Origin of the sequence: Phycicoccus sonneratiae (assembly GCF_016887965.1) — a bacterium.
Classification (GTDB): domain Bacteria; phylum Actinomycetota; class Actinomycetes; order Actinomycetales; family Dermatophilaceae; genus Phycicoccus; species Phycicoccus sonneratiae.
The window spans coordinates 41,200-65,963 of sequence record NZ_JAFDVD010000015.1 but is presented as its reverse complement, the minus strand read 5'-3'; the positions used below and the strand labels follow the sequence as shown (position 1 = coordinate 65,963).

General features: G+C 71.7%; 22 protein-coding genes. 16 read left to right on the top strand and 6 right to left on the bottom strand.

From position 1 onward, the window contains the following. The first annotated feature begins 83 nt into the window (after positions 1-83). From JQN70_RS13615 to JQN70_RS13595, 5 genes are all read left to right on the top strand, one after another. A complete protein-coding gene (locus JQN70_RS13615) occupies positions 84-521 on the top strand; it encodes a relaxase domain-containing protein (RefSeq protein ID WP_204131903.1) in 438 nt (145 codons plus the stop codon). Positions 522-537: 16 nt separating this feature from the next. Next, a complete protein-coding gene (locus tag JQN70_RS13610) occupies positions 538-1,572 on the top strand; it encodes a type IV toxin-antitoxin system AbiEi family antitoxin domain-containing protein (RefSeq protein ID WP_204131902.1) in 1,035 nt (344 codons plus the stop codon). Continuing rightward, positions 1,565-2,476, top strand: a complete 912-nt coding sequence (locus tag JQN70_RS13605; protein WP_204131901.1) for a nucleotidyl transferase AbiEii/AbiGii toxin family protein — start codon at positions 1,565-1,567, stop codon at positions 2,474-2,476. The genes JQN70_RS13610 and JQN70_RS13605 overlap by 8 nt, the downstream gene beginning before the upstream one ends. Positions 2,477-3,342: 866 nt before the next feature. Next, the gene (locus JQN70_RS13600) at positions 3,343-3,915 is read left to right on the top strand and encodes a winged helix-turn-helix domain-containing protein (RefSeq protein ID WP_204131900.1); all 573 of its coding nucleotides are present in this window, start codon (positions 3,343-3,345) and stop codon (positions 3,913-3,915) included. Further along, entirely contained in the window at positions 3,912-4,376 is a 465-nt protein-coding gene (locus JQN70_RS13595; protein WP_204131899.1) for a hypothetical protein, read from the top strand. Before JQN70_RS13600 ends, JQN70_RS13595 begins: the two co-directional genes overlap by 4 nt. Positions 4,377-4,472: 96 nt before the next feature. Here JQN70_RS13595 and JQN70_RS13590 read toward each other — a convergent pair whose 3' ends face one another. From JQN70_RS13590 to JQN70_RS13575, 4 genes are read right to left on the bottom strand one after another with little or no spacing between them, the layout of a single operon-like run. Continuing rightward, a complete protein-coding gene (locus JQN70_RS13590) occupies positions 4,473-7,154 on the bottom strand; it encodes a multicopper oxidase domain-containing protein (RefSeq protein ID WP_307835984.1) in 2,682 nt (893 codons plus the stop codon). Continuing rightward, a complete protein-coding gene (locus JQN70_RS13585; protein ID WP_204131898.1) occupies positions 7,151-8,254 on the bottom strand; it encodes a DUF8744 domain-containing protein in 1,104 nt (367 codons plus the stop codon). Before JQN70_RS13585 ends, JQN70_RS13590 begins: the two co-directional genes overlap by 4 nt. Further along, on the bottom strand, positions 8,251-8,676 hold the full coding sequence (locus JQN70_RS13580; RefSeq protein ID WP_307835983.1) for a hemerythrin domain-containing protein: 426 nt from the start codon (positions 8,674-8,676) through the stop codon (positions 8,251-8,253). Before JQN70_RS13580 ends, JQN70_RS13585 begins: the two co-directional genes overlap by 4 nt. Before the next feature lie 43 nt (positions 8,677-8,719). Continuing rightward, complete coding sequence (locus JQN70_RS13575) at positions 8,720-9,007, bottom strand: DUF2249 domain-containing protein (RefSeq protein WP_204131896.1); 288 nt, start codon at positions 9,005-9,007, stop codon at positions 8,720-8,722. Between the two features lie 80 nt (positions 9,008-9,087). On the opposite strand from JQN70_RS13575, the gene mobA reads away from it, so the two are divergent. Continuing rightward, complete coding sequence (gene mobA, locus JQN70_RS13570) at positions 9,088-9,675, top strand: molybdenum cofactor guanylyltransferase (protein WP_204131895.1); 588 nt, start codon at positions 9,088-9,090, stop codon at positions 9,673-9,675. Positions 9,676-9,770: 95 nt separating this feature from the next. On the opposite strand, the gene JQN70_RS13565 is transcribed toward mobA, so the two are convergent. Both JQN70_RS13565 and JQN70_RS13560 read right to left on the bottom strand, forming a co-directional pair. After that, positions 9,771-11,171, bottom strand: coding sequence for an MFS transporter (locus JQN70_RS13565; protein WP_204131894.1), 1,401 nt, complete (start codon positions 11,169-11,171; stop codon positions 9,771-9,773). A 22-nt stretch (positions 11,172-11,193) separates the two neighbouring features. Next, complete coding sequence (locus JQN70_RS13560) at positions 11,194-12,561, bottom strand: MFS transporter (RefSeq protein ID WP_204131893.1); 1,368 nt, start codon at positions 12,559-12,561, stop codon at positions 11,194-11,196. A gap of 214 nt (positions 12,562-12,775) precedes the next feature. On the opposite strand from JQN70_RS13560, the gene JQN70_RS13555 reads away from it, so the two are divergent. The 10 genes from JQN70_RS13555 (at position 12,776) to JQN70_RS13510 (ending at position 24,750) form a co-directional block, all read left to right on the top strand. Continuing rightward, a complete protein-coding gene (locus JQN70_RS13555) occupies positions 12,776-13,504 on the top strand; it encodes a helix-turn-helix transcriptional regulator (protein ID WP_307835982.1) in 729 nt (242 codons plus the stop codon). 22 nt (positions 13,505-13,526) lie between these two features. Continuing rightward, entirely contained in the window at positions 13,527-17,243 is a 3,717-nt protein-coding gene (locus JQN70_RS13550; RefSeq protein WP_204131891.1) for a nitrate reductase subunit alpha, read from the top strand. 1 nt (position 17,244) lies between these two features. After that, positions 17,245-18,906 (top strand): nitrate reductase subunit beta, encoded by a 1,662-nt coding sequence (gene narH / locus JQN70_RS13545; RefSeq protein WP_204131890.1) that lies wholly within the window; start codon positions 17,245-17,247, stop codon positions 18,904-18,906. Further along, positions 18,903-19,622 carry a nitrate reductase molybdenum cofactor assembly chaperone gene (gene narJ, locus JQN70_RS13540; protein ID WP_204131889.1) on the top strand — a complete coding sequence of 240 codons (720 nt, stop codon included), beginning with the start codon at positions 18,903-18,905 and terminating at the stop codon, positions 19,620-19,622. Before narH ends, narJ begins: the two co-directional genes overlap by 4 nt. Further along, positions 19,619-20,368 carry a respiratory nitrate reductase subunit gamma gene (narI, locus tag JQN70_RS13535; RefSeq protein WP_204131888.1) on the top strand — a complete coding sequence of 250 codons (750 nt, stop codon included), beginning with the start codon at positions 19,619-19,621 and terminating at the stop codon, positions 20,366-20,368. Before narJ ends, narI begins: the two co-directional genes overlap by 4 nt. Before the next feature lie 38 nt (positions 20,369-20,406). Next, entirely contained in the window at positions 20,407-20,676 is a 270-nt protein-coding gene (locus JQN70_RS13530; protein ID WP_204131887.1) for a DUF6457 domain-containing protein, read from the top strand. Further along, positions 20,673-21,989 (top strand): molybdopterin molybdotransferase MoeA, encoded by a 1,317-nt coding sequence (locus JQN70_RS13525; RefSeq protein WP_204131886.1) that lies wholly within the window; start codon positions 20,673-20,675, stop codon positions 21,987-21,989. Before JQN70_RS13530 ends, JQN70_RS13525 begins: the two co-directional genes overlap by 4 nt. A gap of 269 nt (positions 21,990-22,258) precedes the next feature. Further along, positions 22,259-22,558 carry an ArsR/SmtB family transcription factor gene (locus JQN70_RS13520; protein WP_307835981.1) on the top strand — a complete coding sequence of 100 codons (300 nt, stop codon included), beginning with the start codon at positions 22,259-22,261 and terminating at the stop codon, positions 22,556-22,558. Positions 22,559-22,810: 252 nt separating this feature from the next. After that, positions 22,811-24,199 (top strand): serine hydrolase domain-containing protein, encoded by a 1,389-nt coding sequence (locus tag JQN70_RS13515; protein ID WP_204131884.1) that lies wholly within the window; start codon positions 22,811-22,813, stop codon positions 24,197-24,199. A 35-nt stretch (positions 24,200-24,234) separates the two neighbouring features. Then, positions 24,235-24,750 (top strand): hypothetical protein, encoded by a 516-nt coding sequence (locus JQN70_RS13510; protein ID WP_204131883.1) that lies wholly within the window; start codon positions 24,235-24,237, stop codon positions 24,748-24,750. The last annotated feature ends 14 nt before the right edge of the window (positions 24,751-24,764 follow it).

The window sequence follows — 24,764 nt, the reverse complement described above, 5'->3', positions numbered from 1 at the left end:
CCACCCAGCCAGACACACCCCTTTCATCCACCGCCCGTCCCGTGGCCACTCGCGTCCTTCGGGCGGCCGCTTGGGATGTGACGATGACGATCCCCACGCTCTCGGCGGGGTCGAGATATGAGTACCTGCCGCGGCAGGTTGCTGCGCTCGACTCGACGGAAGGGTGCTACCCCCTGGCCGACTACTACCCGGCGAAGGGTGAATCGCCAGGGCGTTGGGTCGGGTCCGGGCTCGTCGGTGTCGACAGCCTGGAAGTTGGCGACGTGGTGACGGCGGAGCAGATGAAGCATCTGTTCGGCAGCGGGTCGAACCCGTTCACGGGCGAGCCGCTCGGGGCGGCGTACAAGGTCTATGACAACACCGGGGTCGACGGGTCCAACGCCGAGGTCACCGGTCGAGTCGGTGGTGGCGAGGGCGCTCGACCTGTGCCGCGACCGAAGCGGCAGGTCACGACGGCGCCCTCCGCTGGACCTGTCTCGGGATTCTCAACCAGACTAGTTGCTTGGAATGTATCGGACTGAGAGATACACTCAAAGCATGAAGTCGAAGGATGCCCTCCGCGTCCTTGCTGAGGTAACCGCCTACCAGTGGGGCATGGTGACGTCGGCTCAAGCCAGCATGCACGGCATCACGCGCCTCGACCTCTCCCGACTCGCCGCCGAGGGCCAGCTGGAACGCCTCGCCCACGGGGTCTACAAGGACGCCGGTGCTCCCGGCGGCCCGCACGACGACCTGAAAGCAGCCTGGCTCAGCACCGAGCCGAAGACGATGGGGGAGGCGCGCATCAAGGACGGCGCCAACGGTGTGGTCGTGGCAGGCGAGTCCGCCGCCCACCTCCACGACATCGGTGACTTCCGCGCCCTGCGGCACGAGTTCGTCTCCCCCGCTCGCCGACAGAGTCAGCGCAGCGTCATCCGCTACCGCCGGCGCACTCTGAACCCGCGCGACGTCACGCTCGTCGAAAGCCTGCCGGTCATGACGATGGAACGCACCATCTCCGATCTCCTCGACGAGGTAGGTGACCTGAGCCTCGTCGCCGACGCACTGCGCGACGCCTCCCGCAAGCGGGACCTCGACCTCGAGCGGCTCCGAACACTCTTCGCTCCCCTTGCCCGCCGCAACGGACTCAAGAAGGGCGATGGCGCGGCCCTGCTGGATCGGCTGATGGAGATCGCAGGTATCGATCCGGAGGCGGTCGCGCGCCGAGTCGCCGCCGACGCGTCGATCGGCCCTCGGGTCGCTGCGAGCTACGTCGATGGCCTCAGCCAGGAGGACATTGCTCGGCTCGTCATGACTCCCGAGATGCAACATGCCATGCGCTCGATCCAAGAGTCGATGGCCGCAATAGTCCGGAGTTCGATGGCTCCTCAGCTCGCCGACATCAGCGCCGAGATGGTCAGGAACGCCGGTGTCGACGAGGTCGCGCGCCGAATCTCAGCACAGCTCGTCAACAGCGACGTCATGGAGAAGATCAGCCGCGGATGGGGCGCGGCCCTGAGCGAAAGCATTGCGGTCAAACCGGAGACGCTTACGGCCATCCGTGAGGCGCAGAAGGTGGTCGTGCGTGGCTGAGCCCGAACCCTACTCCACTGCGCGCGGCGTCGAGAACGCGATCAAAGAGGCCGCGAAGAGGGCAGCTGCTGCCGATCCGTCGCTCGACGTCAACAAGCGGATCCAGCTGGAGTACTTCAACCGCTTCCTGAGCCGGGTGTTCTCCGGGGCCGAGGACTCCGAGTGGGTGCTGAAGGGTGGCACGGGCATGCTCGCGCGAGTGCCGTCGAGTCGCGCCACTCGGGACATCGACCTTTATCGCCGTGGATTCACTCTCACCCAAGCTCTCGACGACCTGATCCGCCTGGCGGAGATCGACCTCGGCGACCACTTCCGGTTCCAGTACGTCAGCCACACCGAGTCGATCGGTAACGACACCCAGCCCTACACCGAGGGCTATCAGGTCAGGTTCGAGATCCTCGTCGGGCTCAGCAGCAAGGGCCCGCTGCAGGTAGACCTCGCCGTCGGTACCGGGATCACCGGAGTGGTCACCACGACCGACCCGGCGAACGCGCTGGAGCTGCCGCGCCTCGTCAGCCACCAGTACCGCCTCTACCCCGTCGTCGACCAGATTGCCGACAAGGTCTGCGCGACCATGACCGAGTACAACGAACGCACGTCAACTCGCGAGAAGGACCTCGTCGACCTTGTCGTGTTCGCGACCACGCAGGACATCGACGGCACCGCACTGCGAACCGCCACCATCACCGAGGCACGCCGACGCCAGATGGAGCCGCTCGACAGTTTCGCTGTGCCCTCCACGTGGGGAGCCGGCTACGCGAAACTGAGCAAGCCTGTCCCCCACTGCGCCGACTACCGAACCGTGGGCCTCGCCGCGGATCTCGCGAAGCGCCTCATTGACCCCGCGCTCTCCGGCGATGCCGACGGCAAGACGTGGACGCACGCAACGCTGACCTGGATTTAGGGCCAGTCGTTAGAGCGCCTTCCCGTGTTGTCGTGCGACCTTCCCCAGCTTGTCGAGCGCAATCGCGGCGCGGCGTCGGAACGTCCGCGCCGCGAGCGCGGGATCCTCACGGACCAACTGAGCGACCGACGGTGTGGCCAGGCCAGCCCGGCAACGCTGAATGGGTGCAACCGCAAGGTTGGCCGCGACAGCGAGACCCAGGAGCAAACCGGGGTCCTGGTCGGACAGCGATCCTGAGTCGAGAGCCCGTCGCGGCAGCTCGATGAGCTGCTCCCGTGGCTCCTGAGCGTCCGGTTCCGCGGCCGGCATCGTCTTGACGTGCCGATCAGTGAGGACCGGGCTATGCCACTGTGTGGTGAGCGTCGGGGGCGGCGCTTCGCGCCGATCCACGGCTCCCCGTTGGTCCTGAAGGAACGGCAGCTCACGTGGACAGGAGCGGACCTAAGCCTTCTTCGGGATGGCACGCAGAGCGCACGTTTCGCGCCCCTGTTTCCGGAATGAACGCCAGTTCCGCAGGTCAGCGGCCTATGGCGGCCCCAAGGGGGTGGCACTTGTAAACAGGGGGTTGGGGGTTCGAGTCCCCCCGCCAGCTCCAGAATCACTGTGGAGCAGCCAGATTGGGTGTCCGGCTGCTTGCCGACGGCTGCACCGGATGGCACGGAGGCGGCACGGACAGCGGTGCGTGAATCTCGCGCTGCCGAGGACTTGACGACGGGCCCGACGTGGGCCACGACCGATCGGATCGGTTCGTCCAGCTGCAAGACTCGCGACGTCTGACGGAGTTGGGCGTATCTGCACCATCAGCCGGAGGGAGACTCTTTCATGAAAGCGACGCTATAGTTCTTTTCATGAAAGAAGGTTCGCCAATGCTGCTGCCGCTGCTGCGCTCGCGCACGCAGGGGGACATCATCGCGTGGATCCTGCTCCACCCGGAGGAGAAGTTCTCGCTGACGGAGATCGGCCGGGCGGTGGGCGCATCGGGGCCGACGGTCATGCGGGAGGTCGACCGCCTGGCCGAAGCGGGGCTCGTCCGAGAGGTCAGGCGCGGAAACCAGCGGCTGGTGAGCGCCGACACCGCGAACCCGGTGTTCGGGCCGTTGGCCGCCTTGATGGCAGTGACGTTCGGGCCGGTTCCGGTGCTGCGCGAGCTGCTGGCCGACGTGCCCGGGGTGCGTGAGGCATGGATCTATGGGTCGTGGGCCGCGCGCTATGCCCAGCAGGCGGGGCCGGTCCCCGGTGACATCGACGTACTCGTCGTGGGCTCGGCGGACCCTGACGTGCTCGACGAGGTGGCGCAAGCGGCGGGGCAGCGGCTCGGCCGCGAGGTCAGCATCCGCCGGGTGCGTCCTTCGGTCTGGGACGCCGCGGACACGGATCCTTTCAAGGCGACCGTGACGTCCCGGCCGATGGTCACCCTGATAGGTGGTGAGCGCCGATGACCCGCTGGGAAACCGGGCAGAAGGACGTCGAGGCGATGGTGGCGGCCGGGGACCTCGAGCAGGTCGCCCCGTCGGCGCAGAACGCGGCGCGCCTCCTGGCCGAGGCCGAGCGGCATCTCCGCTCCGCCGAGCTCGTCGCCGAGGCCGACCCGGCCGGCGGCTACGACCTGTTGTACGCCGCCGCCCGCAAGTCCATGGCCGCAGCGCTCGCGGTCCAGGGGCTGCGAGCAACCAGCAAGGGCGGACACATCGCCGTCCAGGAAGCGGTGACCGCCCAGCTGGGTCGCAGCGGCGCCGTGGTGCGTCCCTTCGGCCGACTCCGGAGGACTCGCAACGACGCCGACTACCCGAGACTGGACACACCAGAGCTCGGTGCGGAAGACATCGCCGAGGACCTCCCCAAGGCCAAGGACATCGTCGCCGCGATGCAACGCCTCCTTCCGCACCTGCAGCCGTGGTGAGCGACGGCGACGTGGGCTGTCGTGCATCCACGCGGGGGTTCTGATCGACATCCGGCGCACGTGCGCAGGACGTGGCCCTACCCCCGCGAAACTCGCCTACTTCGTGACCGCGAGGATCCCCTTGGCCCCCCGCTCGGCGTCGGCCATGGCGTGGGTGACGAACGGGTAGTGTCCAGGAGCGCCGGCGTCCAGCTCGACGAAGCCGCCCTGGGCGACCCCCAGGTCGAGCACCTGCGAACCGCCCCCGGAGGTGCCGGTCGGGCCGCGTCCGTGGTCGAGGAGGTAGCCACCTTCGGTCCACACGGTGTCGAATTGTGCCCCGACGACGTGGAAGGCACTTCCGCGGTTCGGCCCGGCCGCCAGGACCCAGAAGCGCACCCGTTCACCGGGTCGCGCCGTGAGCGGGCGGGCCACGTACTGGTTCGCGATGCCGTTGAACACGACGAGGTCGGGGGTGTCGGCAGCGGCGGACGCTGCGTCGACGGGGGCGGGTGTGCTCCCGCCGCCGTCGAGATGGACCTCGGACTGGACGAGCACGTAACTGCGGTCGACGGCGGTCAGACCCTCGGGCTCGATGACGACGGCTCCGTGCATCCCGGCGGCGATGTGGGCACTCATCGGCATCGTCGAGCAGTGGTACATCCAGACCCCGGCCCGCCGCGCCGTGAACGTGTACGTGAGGTGGCCACCCGGGGGCACGGTGCGCATGACGTCGTCCGGCGGGGTCTCGCCGGCGTGGAAGTCGACGGAGTGGCCCATCGAGGACGCGTTGACGAGGGTGACGACGAACATGTCGCCGACCCGGCCGTGGAGGGTGGGTCCGGGGACCGACCCGTTGTAGGTCCAGCGTCGCTGTCGAACACCGGGAGCGACCTCGAGGTCGACCTCCGCGACCCGCAGGGTGACGTGGTGGGTGCGCTCGGACGTCAGGGGCGGCAGCACGGCGTCTACCGGGTGGAAATCGTTGCCGAACGTCCGGGACAGGTCGGCCGATGCGGGTGGCGGGGAGGATGCGTTCTCCGTCGCGGTGCCGGCCGCCGGGGACGAGTCGGTGCCGGCGACGTGCACCTGCAGCACCATCCCCATCTGCCGGTGGCCGACGACCGAGCACCAGCCCTCGGCGTCGCCGGAGACGACCCCGACGTCGAGCGACGCGGTCCGTCCGGGCATCACGCGGCGGGTGCGCAGGTCGTCGCCGAAGGTCAGGTCGTGGGGCGACGCGTCGTCGACGTTGACGAGGTCGATGACGAGCCGGTCTCCGCGCGGGACGTCGATGCGCGCCGGCACGTACGCCATGTCGTGCGCCTCGACCCGGACTCGCGTCGTGTGGCCGGTCGGCGTGACGTCGGAGGCGCCCGCCCGCAGGCCCGCCGCCAGGGTGGCGGAGGCCGGTGTCAGCCCGGCCGCGGCAGGGTCGGCGGCCACCCCGAGGGAGGCGGCCAGCGCCAGCGCCGCGACCCCGACGACGAGTTGCCCGGACGGGACCTCCCGGTTGGCGCCCGTCGAGGCGGTCACGGCCGCGGTGGGTGCCGAGCCCTCCGACAGCCCGGCCAGCAGGGCGCGACGCGCGGCGACCGCGGCCCCGACGGCGGCGAGAAGCAGGGGGACGAACGCGGCCAGCGCGACGAGGACGAGCACCGACACGGCGACCCGGACCGCCCCCGGCACGGGCAGGAGGCAGAGCGCGAGACCGGCGTTGACGACGACGAGGCGGGTCGCCCAGGCCCGGTCGAACCGTTCGGCGGCCGCACGGACGACCGACGGCCCACCGCCGAGGACGACCGGGATGAGGTGCGCGAGGGCGCCGGAGAGGAGCTGCGCACCGAAGCCGACGGCCAGCACCGCAGCCAGGGTGTCGTAGTCGTCGGCGACCTCTGCCCACCCGCCGGCGCGCACCAAGCGGGTGCCGAGCAGGGCGAGCGCGACGAGCCCCCAGGCCAGTGCCGCGGTGACCGACACCGTCGCGACGGTGCGCGGCGGCGCCGTCCGGGCGGGGGCGAGCAGGGCCCGGCCCCACCACGCCAGCCCCGCGAGATAGAGGGCGAGCCCGGCCACGGCCACCGGCCGCAGCCCCGCGACCGCACCGCCGGCGGTCACCGAGACCGCGGCCACGAGCACCGGCAGGGCCTGGCGCGCGAGCCGCTCGGCCCGGTCGTCCATCCGGGTGCGGAGCATCGTCGGCCAGAGGGTGACGAGGGTGCCGGTGACGGTCAGTCCCAGCCAGCCGAGGACCATCGTCATCGAGTGGGCGACGAGGACCCGACCGTGCCATTCGTCGTCGAGACCGTGGGCCAGCCACGCCCCGAACCCCGCTCCGACGGGGACGCAGGCCGCTGCAGCCAGGTAGTAGCGCACGGTGATGCGGAAGCGCCCGGGCAGTGCGTGCCGCAGGCGGCGCCACAGAGCCCGCCCGTGCAGGGCCACCGCGGTCGCCACCCCGGTCGCCCCGACGAGCGTGAGCGGCCACCACCCTGTCGGGACCCCGACGAGGACGAGGGCCGCACCGACCAGGAGAACGAGGATGCGACGGTTCTGCCGGCCGCGGTCGTCGAGGGACTCGGGCGTCTTGAGCAGCGCTTGGGTGAAGTGCGTGCTCCAGACCATCGCCGAGTGCGTCATGGCCCCGAGCAGCACGAGGTGCACCATGAGCCAGCCGGCGGCCGGCACGACCGGGTGCGCCAGGGCGACGAGGACCGCGAGGGCGAGCCAGACGAGGCCCGGCCGGTCCCTCAGCGGGAAGCGGCCACGGGCGGCGGCGGGTCGGGTGGGCGTGCTCACGAGAGGACCTTCCGGAGGGTCGCGGAGTCGGACGGGGTGCGCCGCCGCGACGCGAGGAGCGAACCGGCGGCGGCGGTGAGGGGGAGCAGCAGGAGGGCAAGCGCCGTGCCGGTGCCCCCGGCGACGACGAGCCACTGGGCGCCGGTGACGTCGCCGGCGACGCGGAGCGCGAGCATGGTGTGCAGGACCCCCAGCGGCAGCCAGAAGGCGGGGTGCCACGGCAGCGGGCGGCGCAGGACGGCCGGCAGGATGACCGGCGCGTGCGCCATGACCATGCTCATCGCGAACCCGAGGAAGACGGCGTGCACGACGAGGTCGTGGGCCCGGCCGCTCGTCGTCGGGCCGACGGCCACCCAGGCCGCGCCGGCGACACCGAGCCAGGCGTACCCGGCGAGCATCGCAGCGGCGGCGAAGCGCGGCAGCCCGCTCGTCCGGACCGTGCGCACGGCGACGTCCCGGGGTCCGAGCCACGTGACGAGCAGGAGCAGTGCCGCCCCGAAGGCCCGAGTGCCCGGCCCGGGGAGCGCCGGGGCGAGGGCCGCCGACCCGGCGAGGGGCAGCGCCAGCACGACGAGGGTCCGCGGCGCCGTGGCCGGGAGGTGTAGCGCGGCGAGCTCGACCCGCTCGGAGGCGATGGTCAGCACGACGAACCCGGCGAGCAGCGGGAGGGTAACCGGCACCTCGACGCGCAGCATGAGCAAGGCTGCGAGAGAGGCCAGTCCGGCGCCCATCACCTCGACGAGCACGGCGTCGTCCCGTCGTCGTCCCCACAGGGCGACGAGCACGGTCACGAGGGCGAGCACCCCGTCGAGGAGCAGCACCTGCCCCAGGGACCGGGGGAGCGGCGCCGACAGGGCCAGGCCGCCGGTACCGAGAAGGACCGGTGCCACATACGCCCAGGGCCGGCGCAGCGCGACGGCCCGCTCAAGGGCGACGAGCGTCCCGAGGAACCCGAGCACCATGAGCGGGCCGTGGACGTCGCCGAGCCGTGCGGAGTCGACCGGCGCCGTTCCCCCGAGCCGCACCAGGCCGGCGTCCAGCCCGGCGAGCAGGCTGAGCGCAGCGGGGGCCAGCAACCAGCCGCGCCCGGGGCGGCTCATCCCGTGCGCCGGGGCGGGGCGTCCGGCGTCATCGCGGCGACGAGGTCCCACTCGGGTCCGGCGAAGGCGATGGCGGCCGCGGGGAAGAGACCGTTCTCCTCGCGCTCGATGTGGCGGCGCAGGGCCCACTCGAGGGCGGGCATCTCGTCGTGGTGCCCGGCCCGGACCCGGGCCAGCCGTTCGTCGAGGGTGACGTGCTCGGCACACAGCGAGCGCACGTGGCCGGCGAACTCGTCGTCGCGGGCCAGCAGCGTGAAGAGGCCGGCCTCCTCCGCCCGGGTGTGCGGGTGGAGGAGGCCGGCGAGGCGGTCCGCGGTGCGCTCGACGGCACCGGTGTCACCGCCGAGGGCCGCGCGTCGCAGGTCGCCGCAGGCGTTGACGATGTCGACGTGCTCGGCCATGAACCGGCCGACGACCGTCACGGCCTCGCAGCCGCAGTAGGAGCACACGTCGGGACGGCCGGGGTCAGGCGCGGGTCAGCCGCAGGCGCCAGGCGTCGGGCCCCTCGTCGAGGTAGGTGACCGTCAGCGGGCCGTCGCGGTCGGCGATCTGGGCGAGCAGCGGCTTGGGGTCGTGGGGCGCGACGATGACGAGCGAGGCGCCCCCGGCGATGGCCGACCACGCGCCGAGCACGACGGCGTGCCGGATCGAGTGGGGGATGGTGCGCACGTCGAGCTCGGGGGCGTCATGGCCCGCGTCGCCGCAGCCGCACGCGGTGGGCATCGGCGAGAGGGTCAGCTCGGGTCCGGTCATGGTGGTCTCCTCGGGGAGGGGTGGTGGGACGGGGTTCACGCGGCAGCGGGTGCCGGGGCGCGGGGTGGCAGACTCGCCGGATGGCCGACGAGCGGGCGCGGGAGGGGCGCGAGGACGTCACCGTCGTCGTGCTGGCCGGTGGGGGCTCGACGCGGTTCGGCACCGACAAGCTCGCGGCCGACCTCGGCGGAGTGACGGTGCTCGACCACCTGCTCGGCGGGCTGCCGGCCCACTGGCCCGTGGTCCTCGTCGGCCCGCGCCGAGACACTGTGCGCTCCGACGCGGTGTGGGTCCGGGAAGACCCGCCGGGCGGTGGTCCGCTGGCCGGTGTGGCGACGGGTGCCGAGGCGGTGCACACCGCGCTCATGGCCGTCGTGGCCGGCGACATGCCGCACGCGGCGGCGGCCGTGCCGCGCCTGCTCACCGCCCTCGACGAGGCTCGTCCCGAGGTGGCGGCGGCGGTGGCGGTCGACGACGACGCCCACGTCAACCCGCTGCTGGCCGTCTACCGCGTCGCGGCGGTGCGAGAGGCGCTGCCGGCGTCCGCCCACGACGGCCCGGCCAAGCGGCTGCTCCGCCTGCCGCACACCGAGGTACGTGTCGCGGGGACTCCCGGCCGCGATGTCGACACCCCGGACGACCTCGAGCGGCTGCGACGAGACGGCTGACACGAGGAGCGTCCTTCCGGGGTGTGCGGATGCGGGGCAAGGGGCGGCCTCGTCGCGCAGGGGGATTCGACGGGACCGCCCGGTCCAGGGGTGGGTCAGCTGCGCTTCGGCGCACCCGGGCGGGCGTAGCGCCACCACGTGATGCCGAGGCACAGGACCGCCCAGGCGATGCCGACCGAGTAGAAGGCGACGGGTCCGAGCGTGGTGACGCCGACGCCGAAGAAGAACGGCCCGAAGGCGGCGATGGCGGCCGTCCAGCCGATGACGCCACCGGCCTGGCGGCGCTCGAAGATCATCGGCATCTGCTTGAACGTCGAGGCGTTGCCGATCCCGCTGAACAGGAAGATCGCGAGCATGCCCCAGAGGAAGTGGCTGAAGCCGCCCTGCAGGGCCGCGGCCGAGGAGGTGTCCGGCGTCAGGGCCGGGATCGTGTAGGCGATCGAGCCGACGAGGCCGACACCCGAGACGAGGGTCCACGGGGCGCCGCCGGTGCGGTCGGTGAGCGGGGCGAACAGGACGCGGGCGCCGGCGCCGACGAGCGGGCCGAGGAAGACGTACTTGACGGCGTCCGGCACGGCGTAGCCGGCGATGAGGACAGTGGCGGAGGCGCCGGTGCCCTTGACGATGTCGGTGTTGCCGCTGCCGTAGAGGTTGGTCATCAGCAGGCCGAACTGTGCGGCGAGGCCGGAGAAGGTGCCGAAGGTCATGATGTAGAGGACGGTCATCCACCAGGTGTCCTGGCTGCGGAAGATGTCGAACTGCTGGCGGATGTCGGCCTTGACCGGCACCGACTTCAGCAGCGTCCACGCGAGCGCGGCGCCGACGACCATGAGCGGGATCCACACGAAGGCCGCGTTTTGGAACCAGACCGTCTTCTCCGGCTTGCCGGGAACGGCGAGCTGCTGGCTGCCGCCGAAGACCGCGAGCGCCGAGATGGCGACGATGTACGGCGTGAGCAGCTGGACGAGCGAGACGCCGAAGTTGCCCAGGCCGGCCTGCAGGCCGAGGGCCGTGCCCTGCATCCGCTTCGGGAAGAAGTACGAGGTGCTCGGCATGAAGCCGGAGAACGCGCCACCGCCGATGCCGGCGAGGAAGGCCAGCACCATGAGCTCCCAGTAGGGCGCCGTCGGGCTCTGCACCCGCACGCCCCAGCCGAGGGTCGAGGCGATGAGCAGGAGGCTGGTGAGCGACACGAGCTTCCGGGTGCCGAGGACGGGGGGCAGCACCATCCAGACGAGCCGGAAGAGTCCGGCGGCCAAGCCCGGCATGGCGGCCATCCAGTACAGCTGGCCCTTGGTGAAGTCATAGCCGAGGGCGTTGAGCTTGGGGATGACGGCGCTCGGCAGGTACCACGCGGCGAAGGCCAGGGTGAGGCAGAAGGTGGTGACCCACAGCGTCTTCCATGCCAGACCCTTGTTCCAGGTCTTCTCGTCCTCGGGGTCCCAGGCGGTCAGCCACTCGCCCTTCTGCTCGCGTTGCACGGTGCTGGTCGACATGACGGTCTCCTCGGGGTGGGGGTCAGCGGGCGGCCGCGGCGGGCGCCGCGGACTCGATCCGGTGGGCGAGCTCGGGGGACTCGTCGTGCAGCATCCGCACGACGGTCAGGTGCATCCACGCCGCGCAGGCCGCGACGAGGACGAAGAGGACGAAGAACGTCGACGTCGGGAAGCCGGTCCACGCCTTCGTGTAGGCGAAGAGCGGCGGGAGGAAGAAGCCACCGAGCCCCCCGAGCATCCCGACGAGTCCGCCGACGGATCCGACGTTCTCGGGGAAGTACTCGGGGATGTGCTTGTAGACGGCGGCCTTGCCGATGCCCATGGCGCTGCCGAGCACCACGAGCAGCACCGTGAACGGCACGATGCCGAGCGCGTACGCGAGGTGCGAGGAGTGCGAGCCGTCGGCGTGGTCGACGACGAGGTGGCCGTTGGGCATCATCAGGAGGCCGCTCGCGAGGAGCATCACGGCGAAGGTCCAGTACATGACACGGCGGGCGCCGACCCGGTCGGAGAACCAGCCGCCGACCGGCCGCAGCAGCGAGGCCGGGAAGATGTACAGCGCGGTGAGCAGGCCCGCGACCTTGAGGCTCACGCCGTAGTTGTCGACGTAGTACTTCGGCAGCCAGGCGGCCAGGGCGACGTAGGCGCCGAAGAACGCGACGTAGTACAGGCTGAAGCGCCACACCCGCACCTGCCGCAGCGGCGCCAGCTGGGAGGCCAGGGTCGCCGAGCGGCCGGGCATCCGGTCGCGGGACGGGGCGCCGAGCCACAGGACGGCGGCCATGACGAGCAGCAGTCCCGCGTAGATGACCGGCACGAGCCGCCAGCCGCCCTCGACCGCGCCGCCGAACCACGCCGCACCGGCCGTGCCGGCGATGAGCGGGGGGCCGATGAACTTCGTCACCGAGGCGCCGACGTTGCCGGCCCCGAAGACCCCCAGGGCCAGCCCTTGGCGGTCGCGCGGCTGCCACGCGGCGTTCCACGCGATGCCGGCGCTGAACGAGTTGCCGGCGAAGCCGACGAGGAAGGCCAGCACGAGCACCATCGCGTAGCCCTCGACCCGCGCGACGAACCACGCTGGGACGGCGGTCGCGACCAGGAGCACGGCCATCACCCTGCGGCCGCCGACGCGGTCGGTGAGCATCCCGGCGGGCAGGCGCCACAGTGAGCCGTTGAGCACGGCGACGGCGCTGATCCACGCGAGCTGGGGGTCGCTGAGGCCGAGCTCCTTTTGGATCGGCACGCCGAGGATCCCGAACATCAGCCACGCGGCGAACATCAGGGTGAAGGCCGCCGTCGAGAGCCAGAGCACACGCCGCGCGCCGGGGGCGCGTCCGGTGTCGCCGGCGGGGGCGGCCGTCGCCACGGGGACGGTGGGCGTCGTGGTCATGGGATCCTCCGTTTGGAAGGACGATGGTCCTCTAAATCTGTCGACACCGGACGGTACTCGCGTCGGTCGTCCTACACAACTACTCTCCGTAGTAATCTTGAGAACGCCTCAGAAACAGTGCAATTGCATCACTCCGGGCGCTTCACGAGCGCTGCCGTCCTGTGCTTATATAGAGCGTCCCGTTCCGGTATATGGAGATTGAGAGGATCGCGTGGTGACCACCCAGCAGCAGTACGACGCCGCCGCGCTCCTCGCATCCCCCGTCCGTCGCTTCCTCGTCGAGCTCCTGGAGGCGACCGCCGGAGACCACCCCGAGGGACGGACCGCCGCCGAGCTCGCTCCCGATGCCGACCTGCACGTCAGCACGGTGCGCTTCCACCTCGACCAGCTCGTCGCGGCCGGGGTCCTCGAGTCCTCGTTCCAGCGCCGCCAGAGCGCCGGCCGCCCCCGCAAGGTCTACCGCCCGGCCCCGCGCACCGCTCCGCCGGCGGCCGGCCGCGAGCCGCTGCGCCTCCTCACCCAGCTGCTCGCCGAGGCGATGACCGCGTCGGTGCACGGCGAAAAGGTGACCCCTTTCGAGGCCGGCCGCCGGTGGGCGCGCGAGCACCTCGCAAGTCACCCCGAGCGCACGCCGGCCGACAGCACCGGCGTCTGGCTGGGCCGCGTCGGCGAGGTGATCGACGTCCTCGAGGACTGGGGCTACCAGCCCGAGGTGTCGACCTCCGACGGCGGCCGCACCGCGCGTGTCGAGCTCACCGACTGCCCGTTCCTCGACCTCGCCCGCGACAACGAGGCGGTCGTCTGCGGCGTGCACCGCGGGCTCATCGCCGAGTCGCTCGCCCAGGCGGGGGAGTCGGAGGCGCAGGTCGCCCTCGAGCCCTTCGTCACCGAGAACCGCTGTCTCGCACACATCCGCACAACTACACCGTTCCGTTCCGGCTGACGCCACGACGCGGGGAGAACAGATGACCACCACCACTGGGCTCGACGGGCCCCTCACCCAGGCACTCGTCGGCACCCGCCGCTTCTTCACCTCGGCCGAGGTCTCCCCGGACCGCCGGGCCCTGCACCGCGAGGGCGGGCGCGCGGGTGACGCGTTCTACCGCGACCGCTGGAGCCACGACAAGGTCGTGCGCTCCACCCACGGGGTCAACTGCACCGGTTCCTGCTCGTGGAAGGTGTACGTCAAGGACGGCATCATCACCTGGGAGGCGCAGCAGACCGACTACCCGTCGACCGGCGCCGACCGCCCCGAGTACGAGCCGCGGGGGTGCCCGCGCGGCGCCGCCTTCAGCTGGTACACCTACTCGCCCACCCGGGTCCGCTACCCCTACGTGCGCGGCGTGCTGCTCGAGATGTTCCGCGAGGCGCGGCGGGCCGTCGGCGGCGACCCGGTCCTCGCCTGGGCCTCGATCGTCCAGGACCCCGAGAAGGCCCGCCGCTACAAGTCGGCTCGCGGCAAGGGCGGGCTGGTCCGCTCGACGTGGGACGAGGTCGTCGACATCATCGCCGCGGCGCACGTCTACACGGTCAAGCGCTGGGGCCCCGACCGCATCGCCGGCTTCTCGCCGATCCCCGCGATGTCACCGGTCTCGTACGCCTCCGGCGCGCGCTTCCTCGAGCTCATCGGCGCCCCGATGCTCTCGTTCTACGACTGGTACGCCGACCTGCCGAACGCCTCGCCGCAGATGTTCGGCGACCAGACCGACGTCCCCGAGTCCGGCGACTGGTGGGACGCGGGCTACCTCATCATGTGGGGCTCGAACGTCCCGATGACCCGCACGCCCGACGCCCACTGGATGACCGAGGCCCGCTACCGCGGCCAGAAGGTCGTCGCGGTCTCACCCGACTACGCCGAGAACGTCAAGTTCGCCGACGAGTGGGTCGCCTCGGCACCCGGCACCGACGGCGCCCTGGCGATGGCCATGGGCCATGTCATCCTCAAGGAGTTCTTCGTCGACCAGCAGGTCGACTTCTTCGCCCAGTACAACCAGCGCTTCACCGACCTGCCGTTCCTCGTCTCCCTCGAGGCCGATGGCGCCGACCCGGTTGCGGCAGAGCAAGGTCCGGCGTTCCGGCCCGGCAAGTACGTCGTCGCCGGCGACCTGGACGTTGCCGAGAGCACGTCCGAGAACGCGATGTGGAAGCCGGTCGTCCTCGACGCCCGCACTGATGACGTCGCCGTGCCCCAGGGCTCGCTCGGCTTCCGCTGGGGCGACGAGGGCCTCGGCCGCTGGAACCTCGACCTCGACGGCATCGACCCCGTCCTCTCCCTCCTCGACACCGCCACCGAGTCCGTGCGCGTCGTGCTGCCCCGCTTCGACACCCCCGACGGCAAGGTCGCCCACGTGTCGCGCGGTGTGCCCGCCCGGCGAATCGGCGGCCGACTGGTCACCACCGTCCTCGACCTCATGCTCGCCCAGTACGGTGTGGCCCGCGAGGGGCTGCCCGGCACCTGGCCAGCCGGCTACGACGACCCCTCGACCCCGGCCACCCCGGCCTGGCAGGAGGAGATCACCTCCGTGCCTGCCGAGCAGGTCACCCGGCTGGCCCGCGAGTGGGCGCAGAACGCGATCGACACCGGCGGCCGCGGCATGATCCTCATGGGCGCGGGCACCAACCACTGGTTCCACTCCGACCAGCTCTACCGGGCGATGCTCGTGCTGACGACGATCACCGGCTGCCAGGGCCGCAACGGCGGTGGCTGGGGCCACTACGTCGGCCAGGAGAAGGTCCGCCCGATCATGGGCTTCCAGCACATGGCCTTCGCCCTCGACTGGCACCGGCCGCCGCGGCACATGAACCAGACCGCGTACTGGTACGTGAACACCAGCCAGTACCGGTACGACACGTTCACCGCCGACGACGTCGACGCCGGCACAGGTGTGTTCGCCGGGAAGGGCGTCATGGACCTGCTCGCCCAGTCCGTGCGCCTCGGCTGGACCCCCAGCTACCCCACGTTCAACCGCAGCAGCCTCGCCCTCGCCGACGAGGCCGAGGCCGCCGGCATGTCGCCGGCGGACTACGTCGTCGACCAGCTGAAGTCCGGCGCACTGCGGTTCGCCGTCGAGGACCCCGAGGCCGAGGAGAACCACCCGCGCATCCTCAGCCTGTGGCGCGCCAACCTCCTCGGGTCCAGCGCGAAGGGCAACGAGTACTTCCTCAAGCACCTGCTCGGCACCGACAACGCCGTGACGGCCCGGCAGGCGCCGCCGGAGAAGCGGCCCGAGGGCATCGAGTGGCCCGAGGACGTGCCCGAGGGGAAGCTCGACCTGCTGACCACCATCGACTTCCGGATGACCAGCTCGACGCTCTTCTCCGACGTCGTCCTGCCGGCCGCCACCTGGTACGAGAAGCACGACATCAGCACCACCGACATGCACCCTTTCGTGCACTCGTTCAACCCCGCGATCGCCCCACCGTGGCAGAGCAAGACCGACTGGGAGGCGTGGAAGGCCGTCGCGAAGCGCTTCTCCGAGCTCGCCGTGGACCACCTCGGCACCCGCCGTGACGTCGTCGCGAAGCCGCTCTGGCACGACACCCCGGAGGCGATGGCCACCGTGCACGGAGTCGTGAAGGACTGGCGCCACGGCGAGTGCGAGCCGGTGCCCGGAAAGACCCTCCCGGTGCTCGCCGTCGCCGAGCGCGACTACCCGGCGGTCTACGACAAGATGACCTCGATCGGCCCCTTGATGGAGTCGGTCGGGATGCTCACCAAGGGCGTGCCCTACGACGTCAAGCGCGAGATCGACATCCTGCGCGCGCGTAACGGTGTCGCGGGTCCCGGTGCGGGAGAGGGGCAGCCGCGGCTCGACACCGACATCCACATGGCCGACGTGATCCTGCACCTGTCCGGCACGACCAACGGCCACCTCGCGACCCACGGCTTCAAGAACGTCGAGAAGCGGACCGGTACGACGCTGCACGACCTCGCGGCCGAGCACGAGGGCAAGCAGATCACCTTCGCCGACACCCAGGTCGCACCCGTCCCGGTCATCACCTCACCGGAGTGGTCGGGCTCGGAGTCCGGGGGCCGGCGGTACGCGCCGTTCACCATCAACATCGAGCGGCTCAAGCCCTTCCACACCCTCACCGGGCGCCAGCAGTTCTACCTCGACCACGACTGGGTCCAGGGCATGGGCGAGTCGCTGCCGGTGTACCGGCCCCCGCTCAACATGACCGAGCTGTTCGGCGAGACCGCGCTTGGCGAGCAGAACGCGCTCGGGGTCTCGGTCCGCTACCTGACGCCGCACAACAAGTGGTCGATCCACAGCGAGTACCAGGACAACCTCTTCATGCTCAGCCTCTCCCGGGGCGGGCAGACCATCTGGATGTCCGACCTCGACGCCGAGAAGATCGGGGTCCACGACAACGACTGGGTCGAGGCCGTCAACCGCAACGGGGTCGTCGCGGCCCGGGCGATCGTGTCGCACCGGATGCCCGAGGGCACGGTCTACATGCACCACGCCCAGGACCGGCTCATCGACGTCCCCCTCACCGAGCGTGACGGCAAGCGCGGCGGAATCCACAACTCCCTCACCCGGATCATGATCAAGCCGAGCCACATCATCGGCGGCTACGCGCAGCTCTCGTACTTCTTCAACTACATCGGACCCACCGGCAACAACCGCGACGAGGTCACGATGATCCGCCGCCGCACCAACCAGAACGTGGAGTACTGACATGCGGGTCATGGCGCAGATGGCGATGGTCATGAACCTCGACAAGTGCATCGGGTGCCACACCTGCTCGGTCACCTGCAAGCAGGCCTGGACCAACCGGGCCGGCACCGAGTACGTCTGGTTCAACAACGTCGAGACCCGGCCGGGCCTCGGCTACCCGCGCGGCTACGAGAACCAGGACGAGTGGCAGGGCGGCTGGGTCATGAAGGGCGGACGGCTGCGGCTGCGCGCCGGCGGTCGGCTCAAGAAGCTGGCGACGATCTTCAGCAACCCGAAGATGCCGTCCATCCAGGACTACTACGAGCCCTGGACCTACGACTACGAGACGCTGCTCAACGCCCCCGCGCAGAAGACCTTCCCGGTCGCCCGGCCGCACTCCCTGATCTCCGGCAAGCCGATCAACGTGTCCTGGAGCGCGAACTGGGACGACGACCTCGGTGGGTCGCGCGAGCACGCCGTCAAGGACCCGATGCTCAAGGGCATCGAGGACAAGGTCCGCATGGAGTTCGAGAAGACCTTCATGTTCTACCTGCCGCGTATCTGCGAGCACTGCCTCAACCCCTCGTGCGCGGCGTCCTGCCCGAGCGGCGCCATCTACAAGCGCGAGGAGGACGGCATCGTCCTCGTCGACCAGGACCGGTGCCGCGGCTGGCGCATGTGCATCACCGGCTGCCCGTACAAGAAGGTCTACTTCAACCACAAGACCGGCAAGGCCGAGAAGTGCACCTTCTGCTACCCGCGCATCGAGGTCGGCATCCCGACCGTCTGCTCGGAGACCTGCGTCGGCCGGCTGCGCTACATCGGGCTCGTCCTCTACGACGCCGACAAGGTGCTCGAGGCGGCCACCACCGAGGACGACCACGACCTGTACGAGGCCCAGCTCGGCGTCTTCCTCGACCCCGAGGACCCCGAGGTGCGTCGTGAGGCCGAGCGCGCCGGCATCCCCGCCGACTGGGTCGAGGCGGCCCGGCGCAGCCCGGTCAAGAAGCTCATCCTCGACTACAGGGTCGCCCTGCCGCTGCACCCGGAGTACCGCACCATGCCGATGGTCTGGTACATCCCGCCGCTGTCGCCGGTCGTCGACGTCGTCAAGGACACCGGCCACGACGCCGAGGACGTCGACAACCTCTTCGGGGCCATCGACACCCTGCGCATCCCCGTCGAGTACCTTGCGAACCTCTTCACCGCCGGCGACGTCGCGCCGGTCGACGGCGTACTGCGCAAGCTCGCTGCGATGCGCTCCTACATGCGCGACATCAACCTCGGCCGCGACCCGCGCGACGAGATCCCCGCGGCCGTCGGGATGGAGGGGGAGGCGATGTACGAGATGTTCCGCCTCCTGGCCCTCGCCAAGTACTCCGAGCGCTACGTCATCCCGCCGGCCCACGCCGAGCAGGCCCACGCGCTCGAGGAGCTGGCCACCGAGTGCTCGGTCTCCGCGTACGGCGGAGGTCAGCAGGACGTCTTCGGCGAGGGCTCCGGAGCGGCCCCCACGCCGGTGGCGGTGGAGAACTTCCGGGTCCTCCAGCAGACCCAGTCGGCCGACTCCCTCGAGCAGCTGCCCGGCGACAACCCGCTGCGCGGCCGGGTCAACCTCCTGACGTGGGACGGCCGCGGGATGCCCGACGGCCTCTTCCCGAGCGACCGGGAGGCCGGCCGATGAGGTGGCGCCGGCACCGGGGCGCGCAGCCCGGCCTGTCCGAGGGAGACCTCGTCGACACCTGGCAGGTCGTCTCGCTCCTGCTCGACTACCCGGACGCGGTGTTGCTCGGACGGGTGCCGATGCTGCGCGGCGTCGTGGCCGGCCTCCCGCCGGCCCAGCGCGACCCGCTCGACGTCGTCCTCGACACCCTCGAGCGGACCGATCTCGGTGTGCTGCAGCGCGAGTACGTCGACACCTTCGACGTCACGCGGCGCTGCTCGCTGCACCTCACGTACTTCTCGCACGGCGACACGCGCCGGCGCGGCGTGGCCCTCGTCGAGTTCAAGCAGGCCTACCGGAAGGCCGGGGTCGAGTTCGACGCCGACACCGAGCTCCCGGACCACCTCTGCGTCGTCCTCGAGTTCGGCGCGGTGCAGGACTGGGCCACCGCCTGGCACCTGCTCACCGCGCACCGCGTGGGCATCGAGGTGCTCAGGGCCGGTCTGGCCCAGCGGGGTTCCCCGTGGCTGCCGGCCCTGGAGGCGCTGCGGACCACCCTGCCCGTGCTCGACGGCGACGACGAGACCGCGCTGCTGCGACTCGTCGCCGAGGGCCCGCCGCAGGAGGACGTCGGCCTCGAGCCGTACGCGATGGACCCCCGCCTCAACCCCCGCCCCGAGCCCGCCGACACCACCGCGCTGCTCGGCCCGACCATCCCGGTAGGAGCCCCCCGATGACGACCTTCCTCTGGGTGATCGTCCCCTACGTCTGCCTCGCGGTCTTCGTCGTCGGGCACGTCTGGCGCTACCGCTACGACAAGTTCGGCTGGACCACCCGCTCCAGCCAGCTCTACGAGAGCCGGCTGCTGCGCATCGGCAGCCCGCTGTTCCACCTGGGGATGCTCGGCGTCGTCATGGGCCACGTCATCGGCCTCGTCATCCCCCAGGTCTGGACCAACGCCCTCGGGCTCAGCCCGCACGCGTACCACGTCATCGCGCTGGCCGGCGGCATCCCCGCGGGCATCGCCGCGGTCGTGGGCCTGGCCATCCTCGTCTACCGCCGACGGACGACCGGGCCGGTGTTCCGGGCGACGACGGTCAACGACAAGGTGATGTACGCGGTGCTCGGCACCGTCGTCGTCCTGGGCATGTGGAACACGGTGGCGGGCAGCCTGCTCCAGTTCGGTGGTGAGTACAACTACCGCGAGGGCGTCTCGGTCTGGTTCCGCAGCATCTTCACCCTCCAGCCCGAGCCCGCGCTGATGGCCGAGGCCCCGCTCGGCTTCCGGCTGCACGCCCTGCTCGCCTTCCTCCTCTTCGCCATGTGGCCGTTCACCCGCCTGGTCCACGTGTTCTCGGCGCCGCTCGGCTACCTCACCCGTCCGTACCTCGTCTACCGCTCGAAGGACGCCCGGCCGGGCCGCGGCACGGGCAACCGTGCGCCGCAACGGGGCTGGGACAAGCCCGAGCTGACCAGGAAGTGACCCGGCCGTTGCCGGGCGACCCACCGAAGGAGACCACCATGACCGACCTCGCCGCCGCCGAAGTGGAGTGGCACGACTGGATCGTCGACGCATGCACCGCCGTCGGCGTCGACCCCGCGGACGTCGACGTCACGGGCATCCACGGCCTGACCAAGGAGATCGCCCACGGGTTCGCCCGACCGATGGCACCGGTGGGCTCGTACATCCTCGGGCTGGCCGTCGGCGCCCGCGCCGCCGCCGGCCGCGAGGTGTCCCAGCCCGACCTGACCCGCGCGATCCGCTCGACCTTCCCCGGGCCTCCGGAGTGACCTCCGTCGGGGGGTGCCTCCCCGGTCTCGCCGCCGCTCCCGCCCATCGCGTCGGCATCAGCCCCGAGGAGGCGTTGGCACGCGTCCTCGGGCGGATCGACCCCCTGCCCGGCCACGACGTGCCCGTGTGGAGCGCCCTTGACGGGGTGCTCGTGGAGACCGTGCGATCCGACACGCCCCTCCCCGTCTTCGACAACTCGGCGATGGACGGGTACGCCGTGCGGTCGGTCGACGTCGGTGACGGTCGACGGCTGCGGGTGGTCGGTGACGTCCGCGCCGGCCGGCCGGCCGTGCTGCACGTCGGCCCGGGGGAGGCCTGCCGCGTGATGACCGGCGCCCCGCTGCCCGCCGGCGCCGACACCGTCGTCCCCTACGAGCTCACGAAGACGTCCGACTCCGCCGGTGAGCGGGCCACCCGGCTCACCGAGCTCCCTCCGGCGTGGATCGAGGTCGACGAGCCGGTGGCCCAGGGCCGCCACGTCCGGCGCGTCGGAGAAGACGTGGAGGCCGGCCAGGTCCTGGCCACTGCCGGGACCGTCGTGGGTCCCGGGGAGGTCGCGCTGTTCAGTGCCGTCGGTCATGCATCGGTTCGGGTCTCGCGTCCGCCCGTCGTCGCCGTCCTCTCGACGGGTGACGAGCTGAGCCCGGCCGGTGACCCGCTCGCCCCCGCCCGCGTGCACGACGCGAACGGACCGGCCCTGTGTGCCCTGGTACGCCGAGCCGGCGGGATCCCGGTCGAGGGCGCACTGGTCCCCGACCGCCCCGACGCCCTGCTCGAGCGGCTCGAGTCGCTTGCGGGTTCGGTCGACCTGGTCATCACCTCGGGCGGGGCCTCGGCGGGCGCCGCCGACTTCGTCGCCCGGCTCGCCGAGTCACGGCACGAGGTCGAGGCACTCCTGGTCGCCATGAAGCCGGGCAAGCCGCTCGTCGTCGGACGGGTGGACGCACCGGAGGGCCGACGGGTGCCCCTCATCGGGCTGCCCGGCAACCCGGTGGCCGCCATGGTGGCGTTCGAGGTCTTCGCCGGCCCGGCGATCGCGCGGCTCCGAGGCCTGCGCCACGACGGTGTGCGCGTCGTCGAGGCACTCGCGGCGGACGAGCTGCGCGCCACCCCGGGACGGGTGTCGTTCACCCGGGTCCGCGTCGAGCGGGACGACGACGGTCAGCTGGTGGCCGGCGCCACCGGTGACGGGTGCGGGCACGGGGTGAGGTCACTGATCGGCGCCAACGCCTTGGCGGTGCTCCCGCCCGAGCAGGGCGACGTGCTGCCCGGGGACCGCGTCACCGTGCGCCTCACCAAGTGGTCGACGTGACTCGAGAACCCGTTCTGCGTTCGGGGTCGCGAGGTGACACGCGCTGACCCGCGGATGGCACGCAGGTGGCACGGCCTGCGGGCTCGAGGGCCGTTTCGTGACGTTCGTGCAGGTCACACGCATTGTGAAGAGGGCGCCCGCGAGGACCCACAGGCGGACGAGGGCCGACCGGCCGATGGCCGGCGCCGGGTACGATCGTTCGATGGTTGTCATACGGTGAGGATGAGACACCGTTAGATGAATGTCAAACAATTGGGAAGGTCGTCGTGGTGGAGTACCCGGTCCCGGACCTGGCCGACGTGACGATGGAGGCGGTCCTCAAGGCCCTCGGCGACCCGACGCGCCTCGCCATCGTCCGGATGCTCGCCGACGGTCGGCCGCGACCGAAGGCCGATGTCTGGCAGCAGTTCTCGACGACCAAGGCGACGTGCGCCCACCACTTCAAGACGTTGCGCGGGGCCGGGCTCGTCACCTACGACGTCCACGGCCGGACGCACGACATCCGGGTCCGGCGCGCCGAGCTCGACGAGCGCTTCCCGGGCCTCGTCGCGGCGGTCGTCGGCTCCTGAGCCGGCCGGTCGTCGCCGGGTCAGCGCGGGCGGGAGGCGCCCAGGCGCTCGCCGAGGCCGGCGGACGGCCTGCACCGTCTCGTCGAGGAGCCGTGCATCGCCCCTCACCCACTGAGGAACGTCGCCCCCACCGGATCGAGGGCGGCGCCGACCGTGCCGGAGCCACCCCACGCCGCTGCGGCGGGGCACACTGGTGGTCATCGGGGAGTGGCCGACGCCGGGGACCAGGGGCGCGATGGGGAGGTGCTGGACGTGGTGAGGTCCGACGGGTTCGCGACGGACCTCGCGGCGACCCTCGACGAGCTCGCCGCGAAGCACCGGGTGCCCGGGGTCTCGGTCGCCGTCCTGCGCGGCGACGAGGTCGCGCTGGCGACCTCGGGCGTCGTCAACACCCGCACCGGCGTCCCGGTGACCCCCGACTCGCTGTTCATGGTCCAGTCGGTGACCAAGGTCGTCACCGCCACCCTCGTGATGCAGCTGCTCGACGACGGCCTGGTCGCGCTCGACGACCCCGTGGTCCGGCACCTCCCGCGGTTCCGCACGGGCGAGCCCGAGCAGAGCCGGCGCATCACCATCCGGCACCTGCTCACCCACACCGGCGGGTTCGAGGGCGACCTGTGGGCGCCCACCACCGCGGGCCCGGACGCGCTGGAGCGGTTCGTCGCCGACCTCGTGGGTGAGGCCCCTCAGGTGTCCCCGCCCGGTGAGCGGTTCTCCTACTGCAACGCGGGGTTCGGCACCCTCGGGCGCCTGGTCGAGGTGCTCCGCGACGAGACGTTCGAGCAGGCCGTGCGCACCCGCATCGCCGAGCCGCTGGGCATCGAGGAGATCGCCTTCTGGGCCGACCAGGCGCTGGCCTTCCGGACGGCCATCGGCCACGTCGGCGACGACCTCCGTCCGCTGCGGCACTGGGCCGTGATGCCGCCGTCCAACCCCGCCGCCGGGAACCAGCTGGCGCTGTCGGCGCGCGGGCTGCTGTCCTTCGCCCGGATGCACCTCGACGACGGCCGGGCCCCGGACGGCACCCGGCTGCTCGGGGCCGCGACGGCCCGGATGATGCGCGAGCCGCAGGTCGAACACCCCGCCGTCCTCGGGCCGCACAGCCGGCAGGGCCTCGGCTGGTGGCTGCGGCGAGGAGGGCTGGTCGAGCACGGTGGCGGCAGCCTCGGGGTGAGCAGCATGCTGCGCACCAGTCCGCGCCACCGGGTGGCCGCCGTCGTCCTGACGAACAGCGAGAGTGGTGGCCGGCTCGTCCGCGAGCTGCTCGAGCCGTGGTTCGCCGACCTCCCCGGGGTCGAGCCCGAACCGCCGCCCCGGGAGCCGGCGGCGGAGCTCGCCGGTGACGCCGCTCCCTACGTCGGCGTCTTCGCGTCGCGCCAGGTCCGTGCCGAGGTGACGCAGGGGGACGTCGGGCGGCTCTGGCTCCATCGCTCGAGCCGGGGCGACGCGCTCGTCATGGCGGCGTCGGCGGGCACCGACCTCCCCGACGAGCACCACCAGCTCCTCCGGGTCGGCGGCGACGTCTTCCGGGCGGTCGGCGCCGGCGGTCCCGGCCCCGACGTCGAGTTCCTCGGACGTGACGCCGACGGTCGGTGCCGGTTCCTCTTCCTCGGCTCCCGAGTCCTCCCCCGGGTGGGCTGATGCGCAGCCGGACCCCACCCCGGACGGAGACCCGCGTGGCCACCACCCGCCTCCCACCGGCCCCTCGGTGGGCGGTCACCTGTGCACACGTCGCGGCCCTCACGCCGCTGCCGAGCGGCCTGTGGCGGGTGCTGCTCGCCGTCGGGGTACCTGTCGGCTACTCCGCGGGGGAGGCCCGGGCGCTCTTCGACGCACCGGGCTGGGGGTCGGTGTACCTCGTCGGCCTGTCGGTGCTCCTCGAGGGCCTGGGGCTGCTCACGCTGGGTCTCGTGCGCCCGTGGGGCGAGCGGGTCCCGACCTGGGTGCCGCGTCGGGGAGGACGGCCGCTGCGGGGACGGCGGGTGGCCACGGCGGCGCTCGTCGGGGCGGTGCTCCTCACGCTGGTCTGGGTGCCGACCGCCGTGCTGTGGTGGGTCGTGCCGGGGGACGGCGCGCTGACCGGCCCCGCCCGGGTGTGGGTCGGGCTGCTCTACGTGCCGCTCGCCCTCTGGGGTCCGCTGCTCGGGCTGGTCGCGTGGGACCTGCGGGCTCGCTCGGCCGGCACCGCCTGAGGATCGGCGCCGGG